Origin of the sequence: Nonomuraea sp. NPDC049695 (assembly GCF_040674955.1) — a bacterium.
Taxonomy (GTDB): Bacteria; Actinomycetota; Actinomycetes; order Streptosporangiales; family Streptosporangiaceae; genus Nonomuraea; species Nonomuraea helvata.
In genome coordinates, this window is the sequence record NZ_JBFANV010000007.1 from 104,334 (window position 1) to 118,835 (window position 14,502).

General features: G+C 72.7%; 16 protein-coding genes. 12 read left to right on the top strand and 4 right to left on the bottom strand.

The genetic code is table 11. The annotated features are described in order from the left end of the window. The first annotated feature begins 49 nt into the window (after window positions 1-49). Genes AB0J64_RS09005 through AB0J64_RS09015 form a run of 3 tightly spaced genes read left to right on the top strand, consistent with a single transcriptional unit; the run spans window position 50 to window position 4,176 of the window. Window positions 50-754, top strand: coding sequence for a molybdopterin-dependent oxidoreductase (locus tag AB0J64_RS09005; protein ID WP_364022979.1), 705 nt, complete (start codon window positions 50-52; stop codon window positions 752-754). Beyond that, window positions 720-1,463: a cytochrome b/b6 domain-containing protein gene (locus AB0J64_RS09010; RefSeq protein ID WP_364022982.1), complete on the top strand. Its 744-nt coding sequence runs from the start codon at window positions 720-722 to the stop codon at window positions 1,461-1,463. Before AB0J64_RS09005 ends, AB0J64_RS09010 begins: the two co-directional genes overlap by 35 nt. After that, window positions 1,417-4,176, top strand: coding sequence for an AAA family ATPase (locus AB0J64_RS09015; RefSeq protein WP_364022985.1), 2,760 nt, complete (start codon window positions 1,417-1,419; stop codon window positions 4,174-4,176). The genes AB0J64_RS09010 and AB0J64_RS09015 overlap by 47 nt, the downstream gene beginning before the upstream one ends. A gap of 39 nt (window positions 4,177-4,215) precedes the next feature. On the opposite strand, the gene AB0J64_RS09020 is transcribed toward AB0J64_RS09015, so the two are convergent. From AB0J64_RS09020 to AB0J64_RS09030, 3 genes are read right to left on the bottom strand one after another with little or no spacing between them, the layout of a single operon-like run. Then, window positions 4,216-4,572 carry an ArsC/Spx/MgsR family protein gene (locus AB0J64_RS09020; RefSeq protein ID WP_364022988.1) on the bottom strand — a complete coding sequence of 119 codons (357 nt, stop codon included), beginning with the start codon at window positions 4,570-4,572 and terminating at the stop codon, window positions 4,216-4,218. Between the two features lie 4 nt (window positions 4,573-4,576). Beyond that, window positions 4,577-4,993, bottom strand: a complete 417-nt coding sequence (locus tag AB0J64_RS09025) for a hypothetical protein (protein ID WP_364022991.1) — start codon at window positions 4,991-4,993, stop codon at window positions 4,577-4,579. Window positions 4,994-5,003: 10 nt separating this feature from the next. Continuing rightward, a complete protein-coding gene (locus AB0J64_RS09030) occupies window positions 5,004-5,495 on the bottom strand; it encodes a DUF2231 domain-containing protein (protein WP_364022993.1) in 492 nt (163 codons plus the stop codon). 107 nt (window positions 5,496-5,602) lie between these two features. Between AB0J64_RS09030 and AB0J64_RS09035 the strand changes: the two genes are divergently transcribed. Beyond that, entirely contained in the window at window positions 5,603-6,298 is a 696-nt protein-coding gene (locus AB0J64_RS09035) for a helix-turn-helix domain-containing protein (protein ID WP_364022996.1), read from the top strand. A gap of 13 nt (window positions 6,299-6,311) precedes the next feature. Here the strand turns inward: AB0J64_RS09035 and AB0J64_RS09040 are convergent, their stop codons facing one another. Next, window positions 6,312-6,941, bottom strand: coding sequence for a GNAT family N-acetyltransferase (locus tag AB0J64_RS09040; protein ID WP_364022999.1), 630 nt, complete (start codon window positions 6,939-6,941; stop codon window positions 6,312-6,314). Window positions 6,942-7,029: 88 nt separating this feature from the next. On the opposite strand from AB0J64_RS09040, the gene AB0J64_RS09045 reads away from it, so the two are divergent. The 8 genes from AB0J64_RS09045 (at window position 7,030) to AB0J64_RS09080 (ending at window position 14,480) form a co-directional block, all read left to right on the top strand. Next, window positions 7,030-7,629: a hypothetical protein gene (locus AB0J64_RS09045; RefSeq protein WP_364023001.1), complete on the top strand. Its 600-nt coding sequence runs from the start codon at window positions 7,030-7,032 to the stop codon at window positions 7,627-7,629. A gap of 51 nt (window positions 7,630-7,680) precedes the next feature. Next, window positions 7,681-8,094 (top strand): metalloregulator ArsR/SmtB family transcription factor, encoded by a 414-nt coding sequence (locus tag AB0J64_RS09050; protein ID WP_364023003.1) that lies wholly within the window; start codon window positions 7,681-7,683, stop codon window positions 8,092-8,094. Further along, the gene (locus AB0J64_RS09055; RefSeq protein WP_364023006.1) at window positions 8,094-8,987 is read left to right on the top strand and encodes a cation diffusion facilitator family transporter; all 894 of its coding nucleotides are present in this window, start codon (window positions 8,094-8,096) and stop codon (window positions 8,985-8,987) included. The genes AB0J64_RS09050 and AB0J64_RS09055 overlap by 1 nt, the downstream gene beginning before the upstream one ends. A gap of 78 nt (window positions 8,988-9,065) precedes the next feature. Further along, entirely contained in the window at window positions 9,066-9,824 is a 759-nt protein-coding gene (locus AB0J64_RS09060) for a DUF4097 family beta strand repeat-containing protein (RefSeq protein ID WP_364023009.1), read from the top strand. 63 nt (window positions 9,825-9,887) lie between these two features. Next, the gene (locus AB0J64_RS09065; protein WP_364023012.1) at window positions 9,888-10,688 is read left to right on the top strand and encodes an alpha/beta hydrolase; all 801 of its coding nucleotides are present in this window, start codon (window positions 9,888-9,890) and stop codon (window positions 10,686-10,688) included. Window positions 10,689-10,751: 63 nt separating this feature from the next. After that, entirely contained in the window at window positions 10,752-11,570 is an 819-nt protein-coding gene (locus AB0J64_RS09070; protein WP_364023015.1) for a patatin-like phospholipase family protein, read from the top strand. Between the two features lie 33 nt (window positions 11,571-11,603). Beyond that, window positions 11,604-12,398: a MerR family transcriptional regulator gene (locus tag AB0J64_RS09075; RefSeq protein WP_364023018.1), complete on the top strand. Its 795-nt coding sequence runs from the start codon at window positions 11,604-11,606 to the stop codon at window positions 12,396-12,398. Window positions 12,399-12,401: 3 nt separating this feature from the next. Then, the gene (locus AB0J64_RS09080; RefSeq protein WP_364023021.1) at window positions 12,402-14,480 is read left to right on the top strand and encodes a prolyl oligopeptidase family serine peptidase; all 2,079 of its coding nucleotides are present in this window, start codon (window positions 12,402-12,404) and stop codon (window positions 14,478-14,480) included. Window positions 14,481-14,502 lie beyond the last annotated feature (22 nt).

Below are 14,502 nucleotides of genomic sequence, written 5' to 3' on the forward strand. Positions count from 1 at the left end.
CCACCCGTCATCGCGCGCTCCTGGGAGTCGCGGCTGCTCGAATCGCGGTGTGACCGATTCACGAAAAGGAACCGACAGCGGCCCGCCCATCGGCCGGCGGATGATGCTCTCGATGCTGGCCGCGGGCGCCGCCGGCCTGGTCGCCGCGCCCTATGTGCAGGGCACGTGGGAGAAGGTCCTCGGCTCCGCCTCGCAGAACGACCCCACCGGGCTGAGCGGGCTCCTGCCCAACCCGGGCGGCTTCCGTTATTTCAGCGTCGCGGCCTCGGTGCCGCACAAGGACAGGACGACCTACGAGCTGACGGTCGACGGTCTCGTGGACCGCCCTGGGACGTACACGCTCGATGCGTTGCGCGCGTTGCCGCAGACCAGGGTGGTGGGTGACGTGCGATGCACCGACGGCTGGCGGGTCCCCGACACGCCCTTCGCCGGGGTGCTGCTCTCGCACCTGCTCGACCTGGCAGGGGTGCGCCCCGAGGGCAAGGCGATCCGCTTCACCTGCTTCGACGGCGTCTACAGCGAGAGCCTGACGATCGAGCAGGCCCGCCGCCCCGACGTGCTGGTGGCCCTGGACATGCTGGACGCGCCGATCACCCACGACCACGGCGGCCCCGTACGGCTCTACGTCGCGCCGATGTACTTCTACAAGTCCGCCAAGTGGCTGTCCGGCATCACCGTCACCGACCAGGTCGTCCCGGGTTATTGGGAGGAGTACGGCTATGACGTCGACGGCTGGCTCGACCAGGCGGCCTGAGCGCCTGCTGCCCCGCTTCAGCCGGGCCGAGCGCCTGGTCCACCGGGCCACGGCCGGGCTCATGCTGCTGTGCGTGGGGGCGGCGGCCTGCCTGTACTTCCCGCCGCTGGCCCAGCTGGTCGGCCGCCGCCACCTCGTGGTCGTCGTCCACGAATGGTCGGGGCTCCTGCTGCCCGCGCCGGTCCTCCTCGGTCTCGCCTCGCGGGCGTTCCGCGCCGACCTGCGCAGGCTCAACCGGCTGGCGCCGTACGACCGGCAGTGGCTGCGCGCGGTACGCAGGCGCGCGCCGGGCCCGCGCCCGGCCGGCAAGTTCAACGCCGGGCAGAAGATCTACGCCGGCTGGATCGCCGGGGCCGTGCCGGTCATGACGTTCACCGGGTTGCTGATGTGGTTCACCGGGGTGCTGCCGTGGATCTCCCGTACCAGCGCCATCTTCGTGCACGACCTGACCGCCCTGGCGATCGCCGCCGTCGTGCTCGGGCACGTCCGGATGGCGTACCGGGACCCGGAGGCGCGGCGCGGGATGCGTACCGGGTTCGTGCGACTGGGCTGGGCGAGGACGCATCACTCCAGGTGGCTAGCGGGCTCCGTGGACATCGGCGGGGATCCGTACGATCATCGGACTGGTCCTGGCCGGCTCTCAGATGTGACCGGAGGACGCGATGGCCGAGGCGAGGGTGTGGCCCGAGCTCGTGGGGCGGGCTGGTGAAGTGTCCAGGATCGAGGCGGCGATCGCCGACGGCAACCGCCTCGTCCTCATCGACGGCGAACCTGGCGTGGGCAAGACCCGGCTGCTGGAGTATCTGGTCGAACACGCACAGGCGTCCGGGCGCACCGTGCTCGCCGGCGGCGCGACCGAGTTCGAGCGGCTCGTCCCCTTCGGCATGTACGTGGACGCCTTCACCCGGCTCTCCGACGCCGCCCCCGGCACTCTGGCGGAGGCGGCGCTGCGCACCCTGTTATCCGCGGGCGAGGCCGACCAGCTGGATCGCTATCACACCTATCGCGGCATCCGAGCGCTCCTGGCCCACGTGGCCGACGGCCACGGCGCCGTGCTGGCGCTGGACGACCTGCACTGGGCGGACGCGCCGTCGCTGGAGCTGACCGAGTTCCTGCTGCGCCGCCCGCCGCCCGCCGGGTTCCTGCTGGCCATCGCCTGCCGCTCGAGCATGATCCCGCCGGCGTTGTACGACGCCGTGGCCCGGCAGGATCCGCGGGTGATCAGGCTGAGCCTGGGCCCGCTCGACGAGGACGCGGCGGCGGCGCTGATGCCGCCCGGCGTGGACCCGGGCCGGCGGCGGCTGATGTACCGGATGAGCGGCGGCAACCCGCTGTTCCTGCGGGCGCTGCTGGACGCCGGCGACACGACGCTGGCGGAGCTGGCCGACGGCCGTCCCGGGGCGACGCTCGCCCTGGAGCAGACGCTGCTGGCGGTGCTGCGGCGGGAGCTGGACCGGCTCTCCCCGGTCGCCCGGCGGGCGGCCCACGCGGCGGCGGTCGCCGGTGAGCTGGCCTCGCTCGTCGTCATCGCCCACGTCGCCGAGCTCGACGCCCCGGCCGCCGCGAGCGCCGTGGACGAGCTGTGCCGTCAGGGTCTCGGCACGCTGGCGGGCGCGCGGTTCGCGTTCCGCCATCCCCTGGTACGCGCCGCCGCGTACGACACGTCCGGGGCCGGCTGGCGGGTCGCGGCCCACGCCCGGGTGGCCGACTACCTGCGGCGCACCGACGGATCGCTGGCGCTGCTGGCCCACCACACCGAGCGGTGCGCGGAGCCCGGGGACGAGCGGGCGGCCAGGACGCTGGGCGACGCCGGCATCGCGTACCTGAACTCGGCGCCGGCGACCGCGGTGCGGCTGCTCCGCGAGGCCCTGCGCGCGCTGCCGGAACGCGACGACCTCATGCTCTATCGGGGCCAGTTGCTCACCGGGCTGGCGCGGGGCACCGGCGTGATGGGCTCGCTGGCGGAGAGCCGGCGCATCCTCCACGAGGTCATCCACCTGCCGCACGAGGTGGCCTCGGTGGCGGTGGCGTTCTCCTCCGTGGTCTCGCGCATGCTCGGCCGCCTGGATGAGGCGCGGGCCCTGGTGAGCGCGCAGCTCCGCCGCGCGGGGCAGGACCGCCGGGTACGCGCGCAGCTCCTCCTGGAGCTGGCCGCCGTGGCGATGCTGCGGGCTGACCCGGAGGCGGCGCGGCTGCATGCGCGCGAAGCCCTCGGGCTCGTGTCGCCGGCGGCCGATCCGGAGCTCGGCGCGGCGGCGTACGCCATCCAGGCCCTGGCCTGCCTGCAGGACGGCGACATCACGGCGGCGCGGGCGCACAGCAAGCGGGCCGGGTGGCTGATGGACAGCGCGTCGGACACCACCCTGGTGCCGCACGTCGAGCTGGTCGCGCCGCTGTCCTGGAGCGAGATCAGCCTCCAGCGGTCCGCGGCCGCCGAACGCCATGTGGCCAGGGGCATCGAGCTGGCGACGATGTCCGGCCGCAGCTACGCGATGCCGTACCTGCTGATCAGCCAGGCCCAGCTGAAAGCCAGGGCCGGGCGACTGACGGAGGCCATCGAGATCGCGGAGCACGCCGCCGCGGCCTCGGAGTACATCCGGAGCAGCGAGACGCTGGCCATGGCCAGGTGCGTCATGCTGCTGCCGGTTCTGTGGCGGGACGGCGTCCAGCCCGCCATGGCGCTCGCCGACCGGCTCGCCGCCGACCGTCCCGGGTCGGCGTGGTGGCAGGCGATGGCGTACGTGGCCGTGGACCGGGTCCGCCTGGCGGGCCGCGCCGAACCCGGTTATCCGCTGCCGTCCGTCCTCACCCGCGACACCGACGTCGAACGGCTGGCCGTGCAGTCGATCAGGGCCGGGGTGGACGGCGACGTCGGCGCCGCGCTCGCCCGGTCGGCCGCCGCGATCGAGGCCGCCGGGGACCTTCCGTACCAGCTCGGCATCGCGTACGACGCCCGCGCCCGCGCGCTGAGCGGCCGGGAGGACCTGGCCGGAGCCGTGGCCGCCGCCCAGATCGCCGCCGAACGGTTCGCCGAGAGCGGCGCGGTCGTCGAACGCGGCCTGGCCCATCAGTTTCTCGCCACCGTCCACAGCCGCATGGGGGACGTGGCGTCGTGCCGCGACGAGATCGGCCGGGCCAAGGCCGCGTACAAGGAGTCGGGGGCCGACTGGCTCGCCGGGCAGCTGGCCCGGGTGGAGCGCCGGCTCGCCGCCCAGGGTCCCCGGCAGGCGGCGCGGGAGACGACGCTGACGGCGCGGGAGCGCCAGGTGGCCGAGCTCGTCAGCCAGGGGCTGACCAACCGGGAGGTGGCCGAGCGGCTCCAGGTCAGCCAGAAGACGGTGGAGACGCACGTCGCACGCATCTTCAGCAAGTACGACGTGCGGTCCCGGGTGGCGCTGGCCCGGCGGCTGGCGAGCCCGTGATCAGCGGGAGCCACCGGGCCTGGTCAGGACCGCGAGCAGCTATCGGGTGACGCGAAGGACCGCCTCGCGAGAGCGGGCGACGACGGCGCTCTCGTCGTCGACCGTGATGATGGGACGCTGGATGAGGATCGGGTGCGCGGCCAGCGCCTGGATCCATCGGCCGCGGTCGGCGTGGGTGCGTGGCCACTCGGCCAGTCCCAGCTCGGCCGCGACCGGTTCGCCCAGCCTGGTGATGTCCCATGGCTCCAGCCCCAGCCGCCGCAGCACTTCCTCCAGCTCGAGGACGCTCGGCGGATCTTCCAGGTAGTGGCGCACCGTGTAGTCGGCCTGCTCGCCGTCCAGCAGCGACAGCGCCGACTGGCACTTGGAGCAGGCGGGGTTGATCCAGATCTCCACCAGGTCAGCCTACGATGGCCGTGAGCAGCACCAGGACCACGGTCACGACGGCGAGCACGCCATGGGCCACGACCACCGGCACCGGGAAGTTGCTCTCGGCCGGGGCCGACTGCTGCCCTGTGGGGACCGTGGCACGTACGCGCCGGGTCGGGATCCAGCGGGCCAGCATCGCGAAGCCGAGCGCGGCCACCGGCACCAGGAGGATCAGCGCGGTCCAGGCCAGGGCGCGGCTGTCGGTGATCAGGTAGGCGATCCACACCACCAGGCCGATGGCGGCCAGTGCGAAGTGGCCGAAGATGACCGGGACCGGCAGGCGGCTGCCGCTCCCCTGCTTGGCGCCGCCTCTGGACAGCCAGCCGGCGAGCATGTAGAAGCCCCCCAGCGCGGTGATGACCCAGGTGACGAGTGCGGCGATTTCCATGGAACACCTCTTACTTCGGTTGAGAGAAACCTTCGGCCTGGGTGTCCTCGTCGACGACGCGGACGCCGTAGCGGAAGGCGAGCTTGCCGCCCAGATATCCGGCGACCCCGAGGACGACCAGGCTGGCGGCGTTGAGCGCGAGCATCCCCGCCTCCAGCCGGTCGTCGGAGCGCCACAGGAAGTTGGCGGCGTAGGCGAGAGTCACCAGCAGGTTCAGGCTCATGTGGAGCACCGCGGTCCGGAAGGCGCGGGTGCCGGTGGGGATGGCGAACAGGTCGAGCGCGCCCACGCACGCCGCGGCCACCGCGCCGATCACCCCGATGGCGATCAACCAGCGCGCCCCCTGAACCAGGGACGCCGGATCGCGCACCAGTTGGGCGGCGATGTCGAACACCAGGCTGGACACCCAGGCGCCGATGGGCACGGTGACCAGGATCGGGTGGTACGGGTGCCCGTACGGTCCGGCCAGGGCCGGGCTCACCGGCTGCTTGGCAGCATCCACGACAACTGTCCCTCCAGCGGAGTTTCGCTAATCAATGTTGGTCTTATTCGGGCTGAGCCGTCAAGCCGACGGTTATCACCCGTGGAGATTGGAGGTAATTTGGCTGGGTGACCACCAACGACGTCGCGATCGTCAGCGTCCTGGGCGAGGAGTCGCGCCGGGAGATGTTCGACTTCATCCGCCGGGCCGGCCGTCCCGTCACCCGCGACGAGGCCGCGGCCAGTGTGGGCATCTCCCGCAAGCTGGCCGCGTTCCACCTGGACAAGCTGGTCGCGGCGGGCCTGCTGCGCGCCGACTACGCCGCTCCGGAGGGCGTGCGCAAGGTGGGCCGCCGGCCCAAGGTCTATCTGCCCGGCGACGCCGAGATCCGGGTCACCATCCCGGAGCGTCGGCACGCGTTCCTCGCCGACCTCTTCCTGGACGCCGTCCTGACCCAGCGCGACGGCGAGGCAGGCAGCGAGGCGGCGATCAGGACCGCCCGGCAGCGCGGGCACCGCCTGGGCCGCGACGAGCGCGACCGGTCCCGCCCGGGCAGGCTCGGCGCCGAGCGCGCCCTGACCTTCTGCCAGCGCATGCTCGACCAGCACGGCTTCGAGCCCTACCGGATCGGTCCCACGGACATCCGCCTGCGCAACTGCCCTTTCCACCCGCTCGCCGCCAAGGCCCCCGACCTGGTCTGCGGCATGAACCACGGCTTCCTGTCGGGCTACCTCGACGGTCTCCAGGCCACCGGCGTCGAAGCGGTCCTGGACCCCCGGCCCGGAGAGTGCTGCGTCCGCCTGACGCGCCCCCTGGACGAGTAAGCCCCGACCCGGGTCATGCCGGCGGTGGGACGAGGAGCGCTTCGGCGCCGATCGGGACGTAGCCCGCGGCGAGGAACGCCCGCACGCTCGCGGCGTTGCCCGGGGCGATCTGGGCCCAGAGCGGGTGTGCGGTGAGATGCCGGGCCGCGCGGGCGAGGGCCCGGCCCAGCCCGCGTCCCTGGCCGCCCGGATCCACCTCGATCGCGACCTCCCATCGCCCGGCCACGCCCCGCCCGATGACCAGCAGCCCTGCGGAGCAGGTCCAGACGCGTACGTCGTCCCGGTAGCGGCGGGCCCGCTCGACACGTGGATGGGCCGGGTCCGTGACCTCGATCAGCTCGATCGGCGGGCGACCGGCGCAGGGAGCGGCAAGGGCGAGCATGTCGATGCCGCCGACCCGGCGCCCCAGACGCTCTTCCAGGTCTCTGAGGAACGGCGGGTTGAGCGGCGCCGACAGGTCGCCATCGGGGAGCCGGGATCGGATCCAGTCCTCGTCGAGGTCGGCGAAGATCACATTGTGGGCGGTGAAGGCGATCACTCCCGCGTCGCGCGCCGACGGCTGCGGGACGATGGTGGGACCGCCCCCCGGTCGGGGCATTCGCCCGGCGGCCGCGGCGGCGAGGACATCAGACAGGGTGATCACCGAGGCACGGTAGTCACCCGTGGACCCGCTTCTCAAGTGCGAGCTCGTACGCTGGTCGCGAGTCCAGCGCGGGGAGGGCGGCGGAGTCATGCGATATCGGCGAGCGGTGGAGAGGCTGCGGCAGCTCGCCCAGGCGTGCGAGCAGACCCGGCGGGTGCCGGCCGACGAGCCGTTCCTGCGCGAGGCCCACGTGTTCGGCGACCTGCTGTCCGGGGCCGACCCGATCGATCACCTCGAGATCGTCCTGGTGCTGAACCTCCCGCCGGAGGAGGTGAGCTGGGGCACGCATCCGCCGGGCACCGCGTGGCTGGTCGACTTCCTGCGGCTGGACCAGGGCGGGATCGCCTACTGGTGGCGCTCCCATCAGGACCCGGTGCCGAACCACCGCATCCATGACCCGGTCCGGTTCTGGTCTCTCGACGGCACGGACAAGGGGGTGCTCGACGCGCTCGCCGAGCGCCGCTTCAACCTGCTGCGCGGGACGGCGCCCCAGCCTCAGGAGCGCGCACCGGCCGCTGGGGAGCTTGAGGCGGCGCTGGAGCATCTGCGGGCCGTGCGCGACTCGTACTGGGACCGCCAGTGGCGCAGGCGGCATCGCAGCCTGAGCCGGTATCCCGAGCATCACCTGTGGGAGGCCGTGCAGGGCTATCTGGACCTGCTCGACGCCCGCGACGCCGGCAACGAGTGATCAATCATCTCGCCGGCGTTTGAGACGGGGCGCTGGGAGCATAGATGTCATATGAATACCTCTTCAGGTGAGCGTGTGGTGTCGGTGGACGGCTGCGCCGTGCGCGTGGTCGACGCCGAGCGGGTCACCGCCGTGTGCGAGCGAATGCCGGCGGCCGAGGATCTGGCCGACACCGCCGACGTCTTCGGCCTGCTGTCCGATCCGAACCGGTTGCGGCTGCTGGTGGCGCTCCTGGACGGCGAGCTGTGCGTGTGCGACCTGGCCGCCGTGACCGGCCAGAGCGAATCCGCCGTGTCCCACGCCCTGCGGCTGCTGCGCGCCCACCGCATCGTCATCGCCAGGCGCGCGGGGCGGATGGCGTACTACCGGCTGGCCGACCCGCACGTACGGATGCTGCTCGACCTCGCGCTCGCCCACACCGAGCACACCGAGGCGGTCCATCCCGAACGCGACGGGAACGCCTGATGGGGGCCGGGCACGGGCACGCCGGGAGCCGTCACCGGTGGCGGCTGGGGGTCTCCTTCGTCCTGATCGGCTCGTTCTTCGTCGTCGAGCTGGCGTACGGGCTGATCTCGGGCTCGCTGGCGCTGATGTCCGACGCCGGCCACATGGCCGCCGACGTCGTCACCCTGGGCGCCGCGCTGGTGGCCACCCGCATCGCCACCCGGCCGGACTCGACGGGCAGGCGGAGCTACGGCTCGTACCGGGCGGAGGTGTTCGCGTCCCTGCTGGCCGTGGTCATGATGCTCGGCGTCGCACTGTACGTGGTCACCGAGGCCGTCGGCCGCATCGGCGGAGGCGCCGAGGTCTCCTCCGGCCCGATGCTCGTCGTGGGCGCTCTCGGCCTGGTGGTCAACCTCGTCGCGCTGCTGATGCTGCGTGCCGGCGCCGGCGAGAGCCTCAACGTCAAGGGCGCCTACCTGGAGGTCGTGGCCGACACCGCCGGGTCGGTCGGCGTCATCGTGGCCGGCTGGCTGGTGTCCGCGACCGGGCAGGCGTACTGGGACACGCTGGTCGCGCTCGCCATCGGCGTCTTCGTCGCCGTGCGGGCGATCTCGCTCGGCCGCCAGGTCTTCGCGGTGCTGGGGGAGCACGTGCCCGAGGGCATGGACGCGGCCGCGGTGGGCGCGGACCTCGCGGCGCTCGACGGCGTACGCGGCGTCCACGACCTGCATCTGTGGACGCTCACCTCCGGCATGAACGTCGCCACCGCCCACCTGGTCACCGCCGACCCGGCCGACAACCACGCGGTCCTCGACCAGGCCCGTGATCTGCTGCGCCGACGCCACGGCGTGGCGCACGCCACCCTGCAGGTCGAGCCCGCGGACCACAAGGGCTGCGACGAGCTGGGGTGGTGACCCTGGGGATGCCCCTCAGGGTCGGTTCAGGGGATTCCCCGACGCCCGGGCATGCTCGGATGGCCCAGACTTGGGGGCATGGGGATCAAGAGAGCGGGCATGATCGCAGGGTTTCTCGGGTTCGCCGCGCTGTTAACCGGGTGCGGCCTCGCCGGTCCACTTGACGAGGACACCGCGTCGTACGACGTGACCGACAAGGTCGCGGGAGTCCGGGTCGAAGCCGACTCGGGCACCGTCAAGGTGGTGGAGTCGGACCGCACGGGCATCCATGTGACCGAGCGGCTCAGCTGGCGCGGGACCAAGCCGGAGCCCAGCCACAAGGTGCAGGGCGACACGCTGACGCTGGCCTTCAAGTGCGCCGGCACCTGGGGGCTGGGCAGCGCCGCCTCCGCCTGCGAGGTGAGCTACGAGGTGGAGGTGCCCAAGGGGCTCCGCGTCGATGTCAGCTCCGACTCCGGCGATCTGACGCTGAGGGGACTGTCCGGCGAGCTCAAGGCCCGTAGCGACTCCGGTGACCTGACGCTGGAGGGACTGTCCGGCCAGCTCAAGGCCCGTACCGACTCCGGGGTGATCGAGGCCGACGATCTGGCGGCCAAGCACGCGGAGGTGGAGACCGACTCGGGCGATGTCGACCTGACCTTCGACGGTCAACCCGACAAGGTCGTGACCACCTCGGACTCCGGCAGCATCTCGATCCGCGTGCCGCAGGGGCCGTACAACGTCGTGGCCAAGACCGACTCGGGCGACAAGCACATCACGGCGGCCAATGACCCCTCGGCCGCCCGGCAGATCCAGCTGACGAGCGACTCCGGCGATCTGGAGGTCGTCACCCCATGACGGCCCGATGACTTTCCCCGCGGGCGCGGGTCATACTCCCGACAGCGAACGACTGGAGGAGTCATGACGACCACTCACACGCTCGACATCGCGGGCGGGCGTCTGCACTACGAGGTACGCGGCTCGGGCCCGACGCCGCTGCTCGTGATGGGCTCGCCGATGGCCGCGGCGTACTTCGCCCCGCTGGCCGAGGCGCTGGCGGAGCAGTACACCGTGGTCACGCACGACCCGCGGGGCATCTCGGGCAGCGTGCTCGACGACCCCACGCAGGACTCCACCCCCGAGCTCCGCGCCGACGACGTGGCCGCGCTCATGGACGCCCTGGGCGCCGGCTCGGCCGACGTGTTCGGCAGCAGCGGCGGCGCGGTGACGGGGCTGGCTCTCGTGGCCCGCCACCCGCAGCGGGTCCGTACGCTCGTCGCGCACGAGCCGCCCCTGCTTGAGCTCCTTCCCGACGCGGCGGAGCAGCGCGCCGCGATCGACGACATCATCGAGACCTTCCACCGGGAGGGCATGGGCGCCGCCTACGCCAGGTTCATGGCCCAGGCCGGGTTCACCGGCGCCACCCAGGGGCCTCCCGTGCAGCCGTCGGAGCAGATGGTGGCCGACAGCAGGCGCTTCTTCGCCCACGAAATGCGCGGCACGACCCGCCACGTGCCCGACATCGCCGCGCTGAAGGCCGCCCCTGGCCGCATCGTGGTGGGCGTCGGCGCCGAGTCGGGCGGGACGACCCCGTACCGGACCTCCGAGGCGCTGGCCGGGCTGCTCGGCACCTCCCCTGCGGAGTTCCCCGGCGACCACGGCGGCTTCATCGGCCACCCGCAGGAGTTCGCGGAGGTCCTGCGGAAGGTGCTGAGCGGCTGAGCCCTCTCGGGAAGAGAGCCCGTGACCCGGGAGTTGGGAAAGACGGATCTCTTGGGAGGGCTGATGAGCAAGCGGGCACTGGTGCTGGGCGGCGGCGGGGTCGCCGGGATCGCGTGGATGACGGGCGTGCTGGCGGCGCTCGCCGACGGCGGTGTGGACGTCACGGGGGCCGACCGCGTCGTCGGCACGTCGGCGGGCTCGGCGGTGGCCGCCCAGGTCACCAGTGGGGTGCCGCTCCCCACGCTGCTCGAGCGGCAGATCGACCCCGCGCGGCAGACGCTTGAGCTGCCCAGCGGGATACGGATCGACGAGCTGTGGGCGAAGCTCCAGGAGATCTACGGGAGCACGTCCGACCCGGCCGAGATGCGACGGAAGATCGGCACGCTGGCGCTCGGCGCCGACACGATCAGCGAGGCCAGGCGGCGAGAGGTGATCGAGGCCCGGCTTCCGGTGCACGAGTGGCCGGACCGCGATCTGGTCATCGTGGCGGTGGAGGCGGCCAGCGGCGAGCCCAGGCTGTTCGGTCCCGGGTCCGAGGTGGGGCTGGTGGACGCGGTGGCGGCCAGCTGCGCGGTGCCCGGCGTATGGCCGTGCGTGACCATCGACGGGGTCCGGTACACGGACGGCGGCGTGCGTACGACCACCAACGCCGACCTCGCGGCCGGGTTCGACCGGGTGCTGGTGCTGGCGCCGATGCCCGACATCGGCGAGCCGGCCTGGGCCGGGCTGGACGGCAGGGTCGAGGTGATCGAGCCGGACGAGGCCTCGCTGGCCGCGTTCGGCACCGACCCGCTCGACCCGGAGGTCCGCACCCCCGGCGGCAAGGCCGGTTACGCCCAGGGCCGAGCCGCCGTCTCCCGCATCGCGGCCCTCTGGGCTTGAACCTCCCGTGGCGGGAGGTCCTACGGTCGGAGCGTGACCGCAGACAAGCGTCGATGGACCATCGGAGAACTGGCCAAGGCCACGGGGGTCACGGTCAGGACGCTCTACCACTACGACGAGATCGGTCTGGTCAGGGCCGGTGAGCGCACGGCCTCGGGGCACCGCCGCTACACCGAGGCCGACCTGCGCAGGCTCTACCGCGTGCGCGCGCTGCGCGGCCTCGGCCTGTCCCTGGACGAGGTCGCCGAGGTCCTGAGCGGGTCGGAGGACGACCTGACGACCCTGCGCGGCCTGCTCGACGCGCAGCTGATCGAGATCGAGACCCAGGCCGCCCGCCTGACCCAGCTCAAGGAGCAGGTCAGCGGCCTCCTGTGGCTGCTGGACAAGTCGGTCATGCCGGACCCAGAGCAGTTCATGGCCACGCTGGAAACGATCTCGGTGTACGAGACGTACTTCGCGCAGGACCTACGCGACCACCTGGCCAGGCGGCGGGCGGAGCTGGGCGAGGAGCGGCTGGAGGGCATCCGGGCCGAATGGCTCGGCCTCGTACGAGAGATCCGCGGGCACATGCTGGCGGGCACGCCCGTCGACGACCCCAGGGTGCAGGCCGTCTCCCTCCGCTGGGAGGCCATGACCGCGCCGCTGCGGCCCGGCGACGAGCAGGTCGACCGGCAGCTGAGCACCGCGGGCATGGCGCTGTGGCGCGACGCCGGCGCGGAGATCAGCGAGGGGATCAGCCGCCAGATCGAGTGGCTGGAGGCGGACGAGCTGCCCGCCGTCATCGACTACCTCCAGCGGGCCATGAAGGCACGCGGGACCGGAGAGTGACGCATGCGTTATCCCGACACACCGGTACGCCCCGAGCGCAACGAGATCGGCGGCCAGGTGTTCGACGACCCGTACCAGTGGCTGGAGGACGGCGGGCAGGACGTCCTCGCCTGGCAGGAAGCCCAGGACGAGCTGGCCAGGTCCCACATCCACGGCTGGCCGGACCACGAGAGGCTCGCGGCCAGGGTCGGCGAGCTGGTCGAGCAGATGGACGCGCGCAACCTGGTCGTCCCCGTGCGGTACGGGCCCCGGTGGTTCAGTGGTCGCATCCCGGAGGGCCGCGAGCTGATGGTCTACGAGGTGAGCGACGCGCCGACCGGCCCGTGGCGTACCGTCATCGACCTGAACGAGCTGTCCGACGGCACGCCGCTGCGGATCGCCCCGCAGCCGTCGCCGGACGGGAGCCTGCTGGCGTACTCGCTGGACGCGGCGGGGCGCGAGCTGCCCGAGCTCAAGGTGATCGAGATCGACACCGGGAAGGTGCTGCTCGACGGCGTGCCCCAGCAGCGGCCCGGCCTGGTGACCTGGCTCCCCGACGGCGACGGCTTCTTCTACCTGGCCGACGACCACAGGACCGGCGACGCGACGGCGGCGGGGCCGCTGCGCCGGCGGCTGTTCTTCCACCGGCTCGGTGAGGCGCCGCCGACCGAGCCGGAGCCGCTGGACATCCCGTACCTGTACGCCGTTCCCAGGATCTCCCGCGACGGGCGCTGGGCGGTGCTCCAGGTCGACCATCTCCGGCCCAGGCCGCACTTCCTGGCCCGCCTGGACGGCTCGGGACAGGAGCCGCGAGGGTGGCGGGAGTTCGTCACCGACGCCGAGCACCTCTACAAGGGCGTGATCGTCGGCGACGCGTACGTGGCCGTCACCACCGCCGGCGCCCCGCGCGGCCGCCTGGTCCGTATCCCCCTGGACCGCCCCGGCGACCGGGACGCCTGGACGGAGCTGGTGCCCGGCGGCGACGCGGTGCTGACCGGCGTGACCCTGGTCGGTGACCGGCTGGTGCTCGGCGAGCTGGTGGACACGGTCTCCCGCGTCAGGATCCTCGACCTGGACGGCAAGGAGCTCGGCGAGGTCCCCCTGCCCGGCCAGGGCTCGGTGAGCTCGATCGCCCAGGGAGTCGTCGCGCTCGGCGTGATGGACCAGGTCGTGGGCTGCGAGGACGCCATCACCTTCGGCTACACCTCCTACACGCAGTCGCCCACCGTCTACCACTACGAGCTGGAGTCGGGGGCGCTGACCGCCCTGCAGGGCGGCAGGCACACCCTTCCCGGCCTGGTCACGTCCCGGGTGTGGGCCACCTCGAAGGACGGCACGCGCGTCCCCTGCACCCTGGTCCACCGGGCAGGCCTGGACCGGGCGGAGCCGCGGCCGACGCTGATCCACGCGTACGGCGGCTTCAACATCGCCGAGCTGGCCTCGTACCTCGGGCCGCTGGCGGCGTTCGTCGAGGCGGGCGGCGTCTACGCGCACGCCCACGTGCGCGGCGGCGGCGAGTTCGGCCTGGAGTGGTGGGAGGCCGGGCGGCTCCACGCCAAGCAGAACACCTTCGACGACCTGTACGCGGTCGCCGAGCGGCTGATCGCCGACGGGGTCACCGCGCCCGACCGGCTGGCCTTCCAGGGCGCGTCGAACGGCGGGATGCTCGCGGGCGTGGCCGCGACCCAGCGCCCGGACCTGTGGCGGGCGGTGGTCTGCGGCGCGCCCAAGCTGGACCTGATGCGGGTGGCCCGCGATCCCGTCGGCGCCGCCGCCACCATCCCCGAGTACGGCAACCCGGCCGACCCCGCCGACGCGTCCGTGCTCATGGCCTACTCGCCGTACCACAACGTGCGATCGGGTACGGCGTACCCGGCGATCCTGCTGGAAGCGGGAGCCAACGATCCCCGCTGCCCGGCCTGGCACTCCCGCAAGTTCGCCGCCAGGACGCAGGCCGCCACCACCGGGTCCCATCCGGTCCTGCTGCGCGTCTGGTCCGACGCCGGGCACGGGGGGACGAGCTGGAGCACGGTCGTCGCGCAGCAGACGGACTGGCTGGCGTTCGTCATGCGGGAGCTGGGCCTTCGCCAAACCGTGTCCTGACATGACCGCCATCAAGGGTCAG

Excerpts from the sequence above, each read along its gene's own strand:
- AB0J64_RS09045 (WP_364023001.1), top strand. The coding sequence starts at position 7,030 with ATGCGATATCGGCGAGCGGTGGAGAGGCTGCGGCAGCTCGCCCAGGCG.
- AB0J64_RS09070 (WP_364023015.1), top strand. The coding sequence starts at position 10,752 with ATGAGCAAGCGGGCACTGGTGCTGGGCGGCGGCGGGGTCGCCGGGATC.
- AB0J64_RS09055 (WP_364023006.1), top strand. The coding sequence starts at position 8,094 with ATGGGGGCCGGGCACGGGCACGCCGGGAGCCGTCACCGGTGGCGGCTG.
- AB0J64_RS09015 (WP_364022985.1), top strand. The coding sequence starts at position 1,417 with ATGGCCGAGGCGAGGGTGTGGCCCGAGCTCGTGGGGCGGGCTGGTGAA.
- AB0J64_RS09050 (WP_364023003.1), top strand. The coding sequence starts at position 7,681 with ATGAATACCTCTTCAGGTGAGCGTGTGGTGTCGGTGGACGGCTGCGCC.
- AB0J64_RS09080 (WP_364023021.1), top strand. The coding sequence starts at position 12,402 with ATGCGTTATCCCGACACACCGGTACGCCCCGAGCGCAACGAGATCGGC.
- AB0J64_RS09025 (WP_364022991.1), bottom strand. The coding sequence starts at position 4,993 with ATGGAAATCGCCGCACTCGTCACCTGGGTCATCACCGCGCTGGGGGGC.
- AB0J64_RS09010 (WP_364022982.1), top strand. The coding sequence starts at position 720 with ATGACGTCGACGGCTGGCTCGACCAGGCGGCCTGAGCGCCTGCTGCCC.
- AB0J64_RS09060 (WP_364023009.1), top strand. The coding sequence starts at position 9,066 with ATGGGGATCAAGAGAGCGGGCATGATCGCAGGGTTTCTCGGGTTCGCC.
- AB0J64_RS09065 (WP_364023012.1), top strand. The coding sequence starts at position 9,888 with ATGACGACCACTCACACGCTCGACATCGCGGGCGGGCGTCTGCACTAC.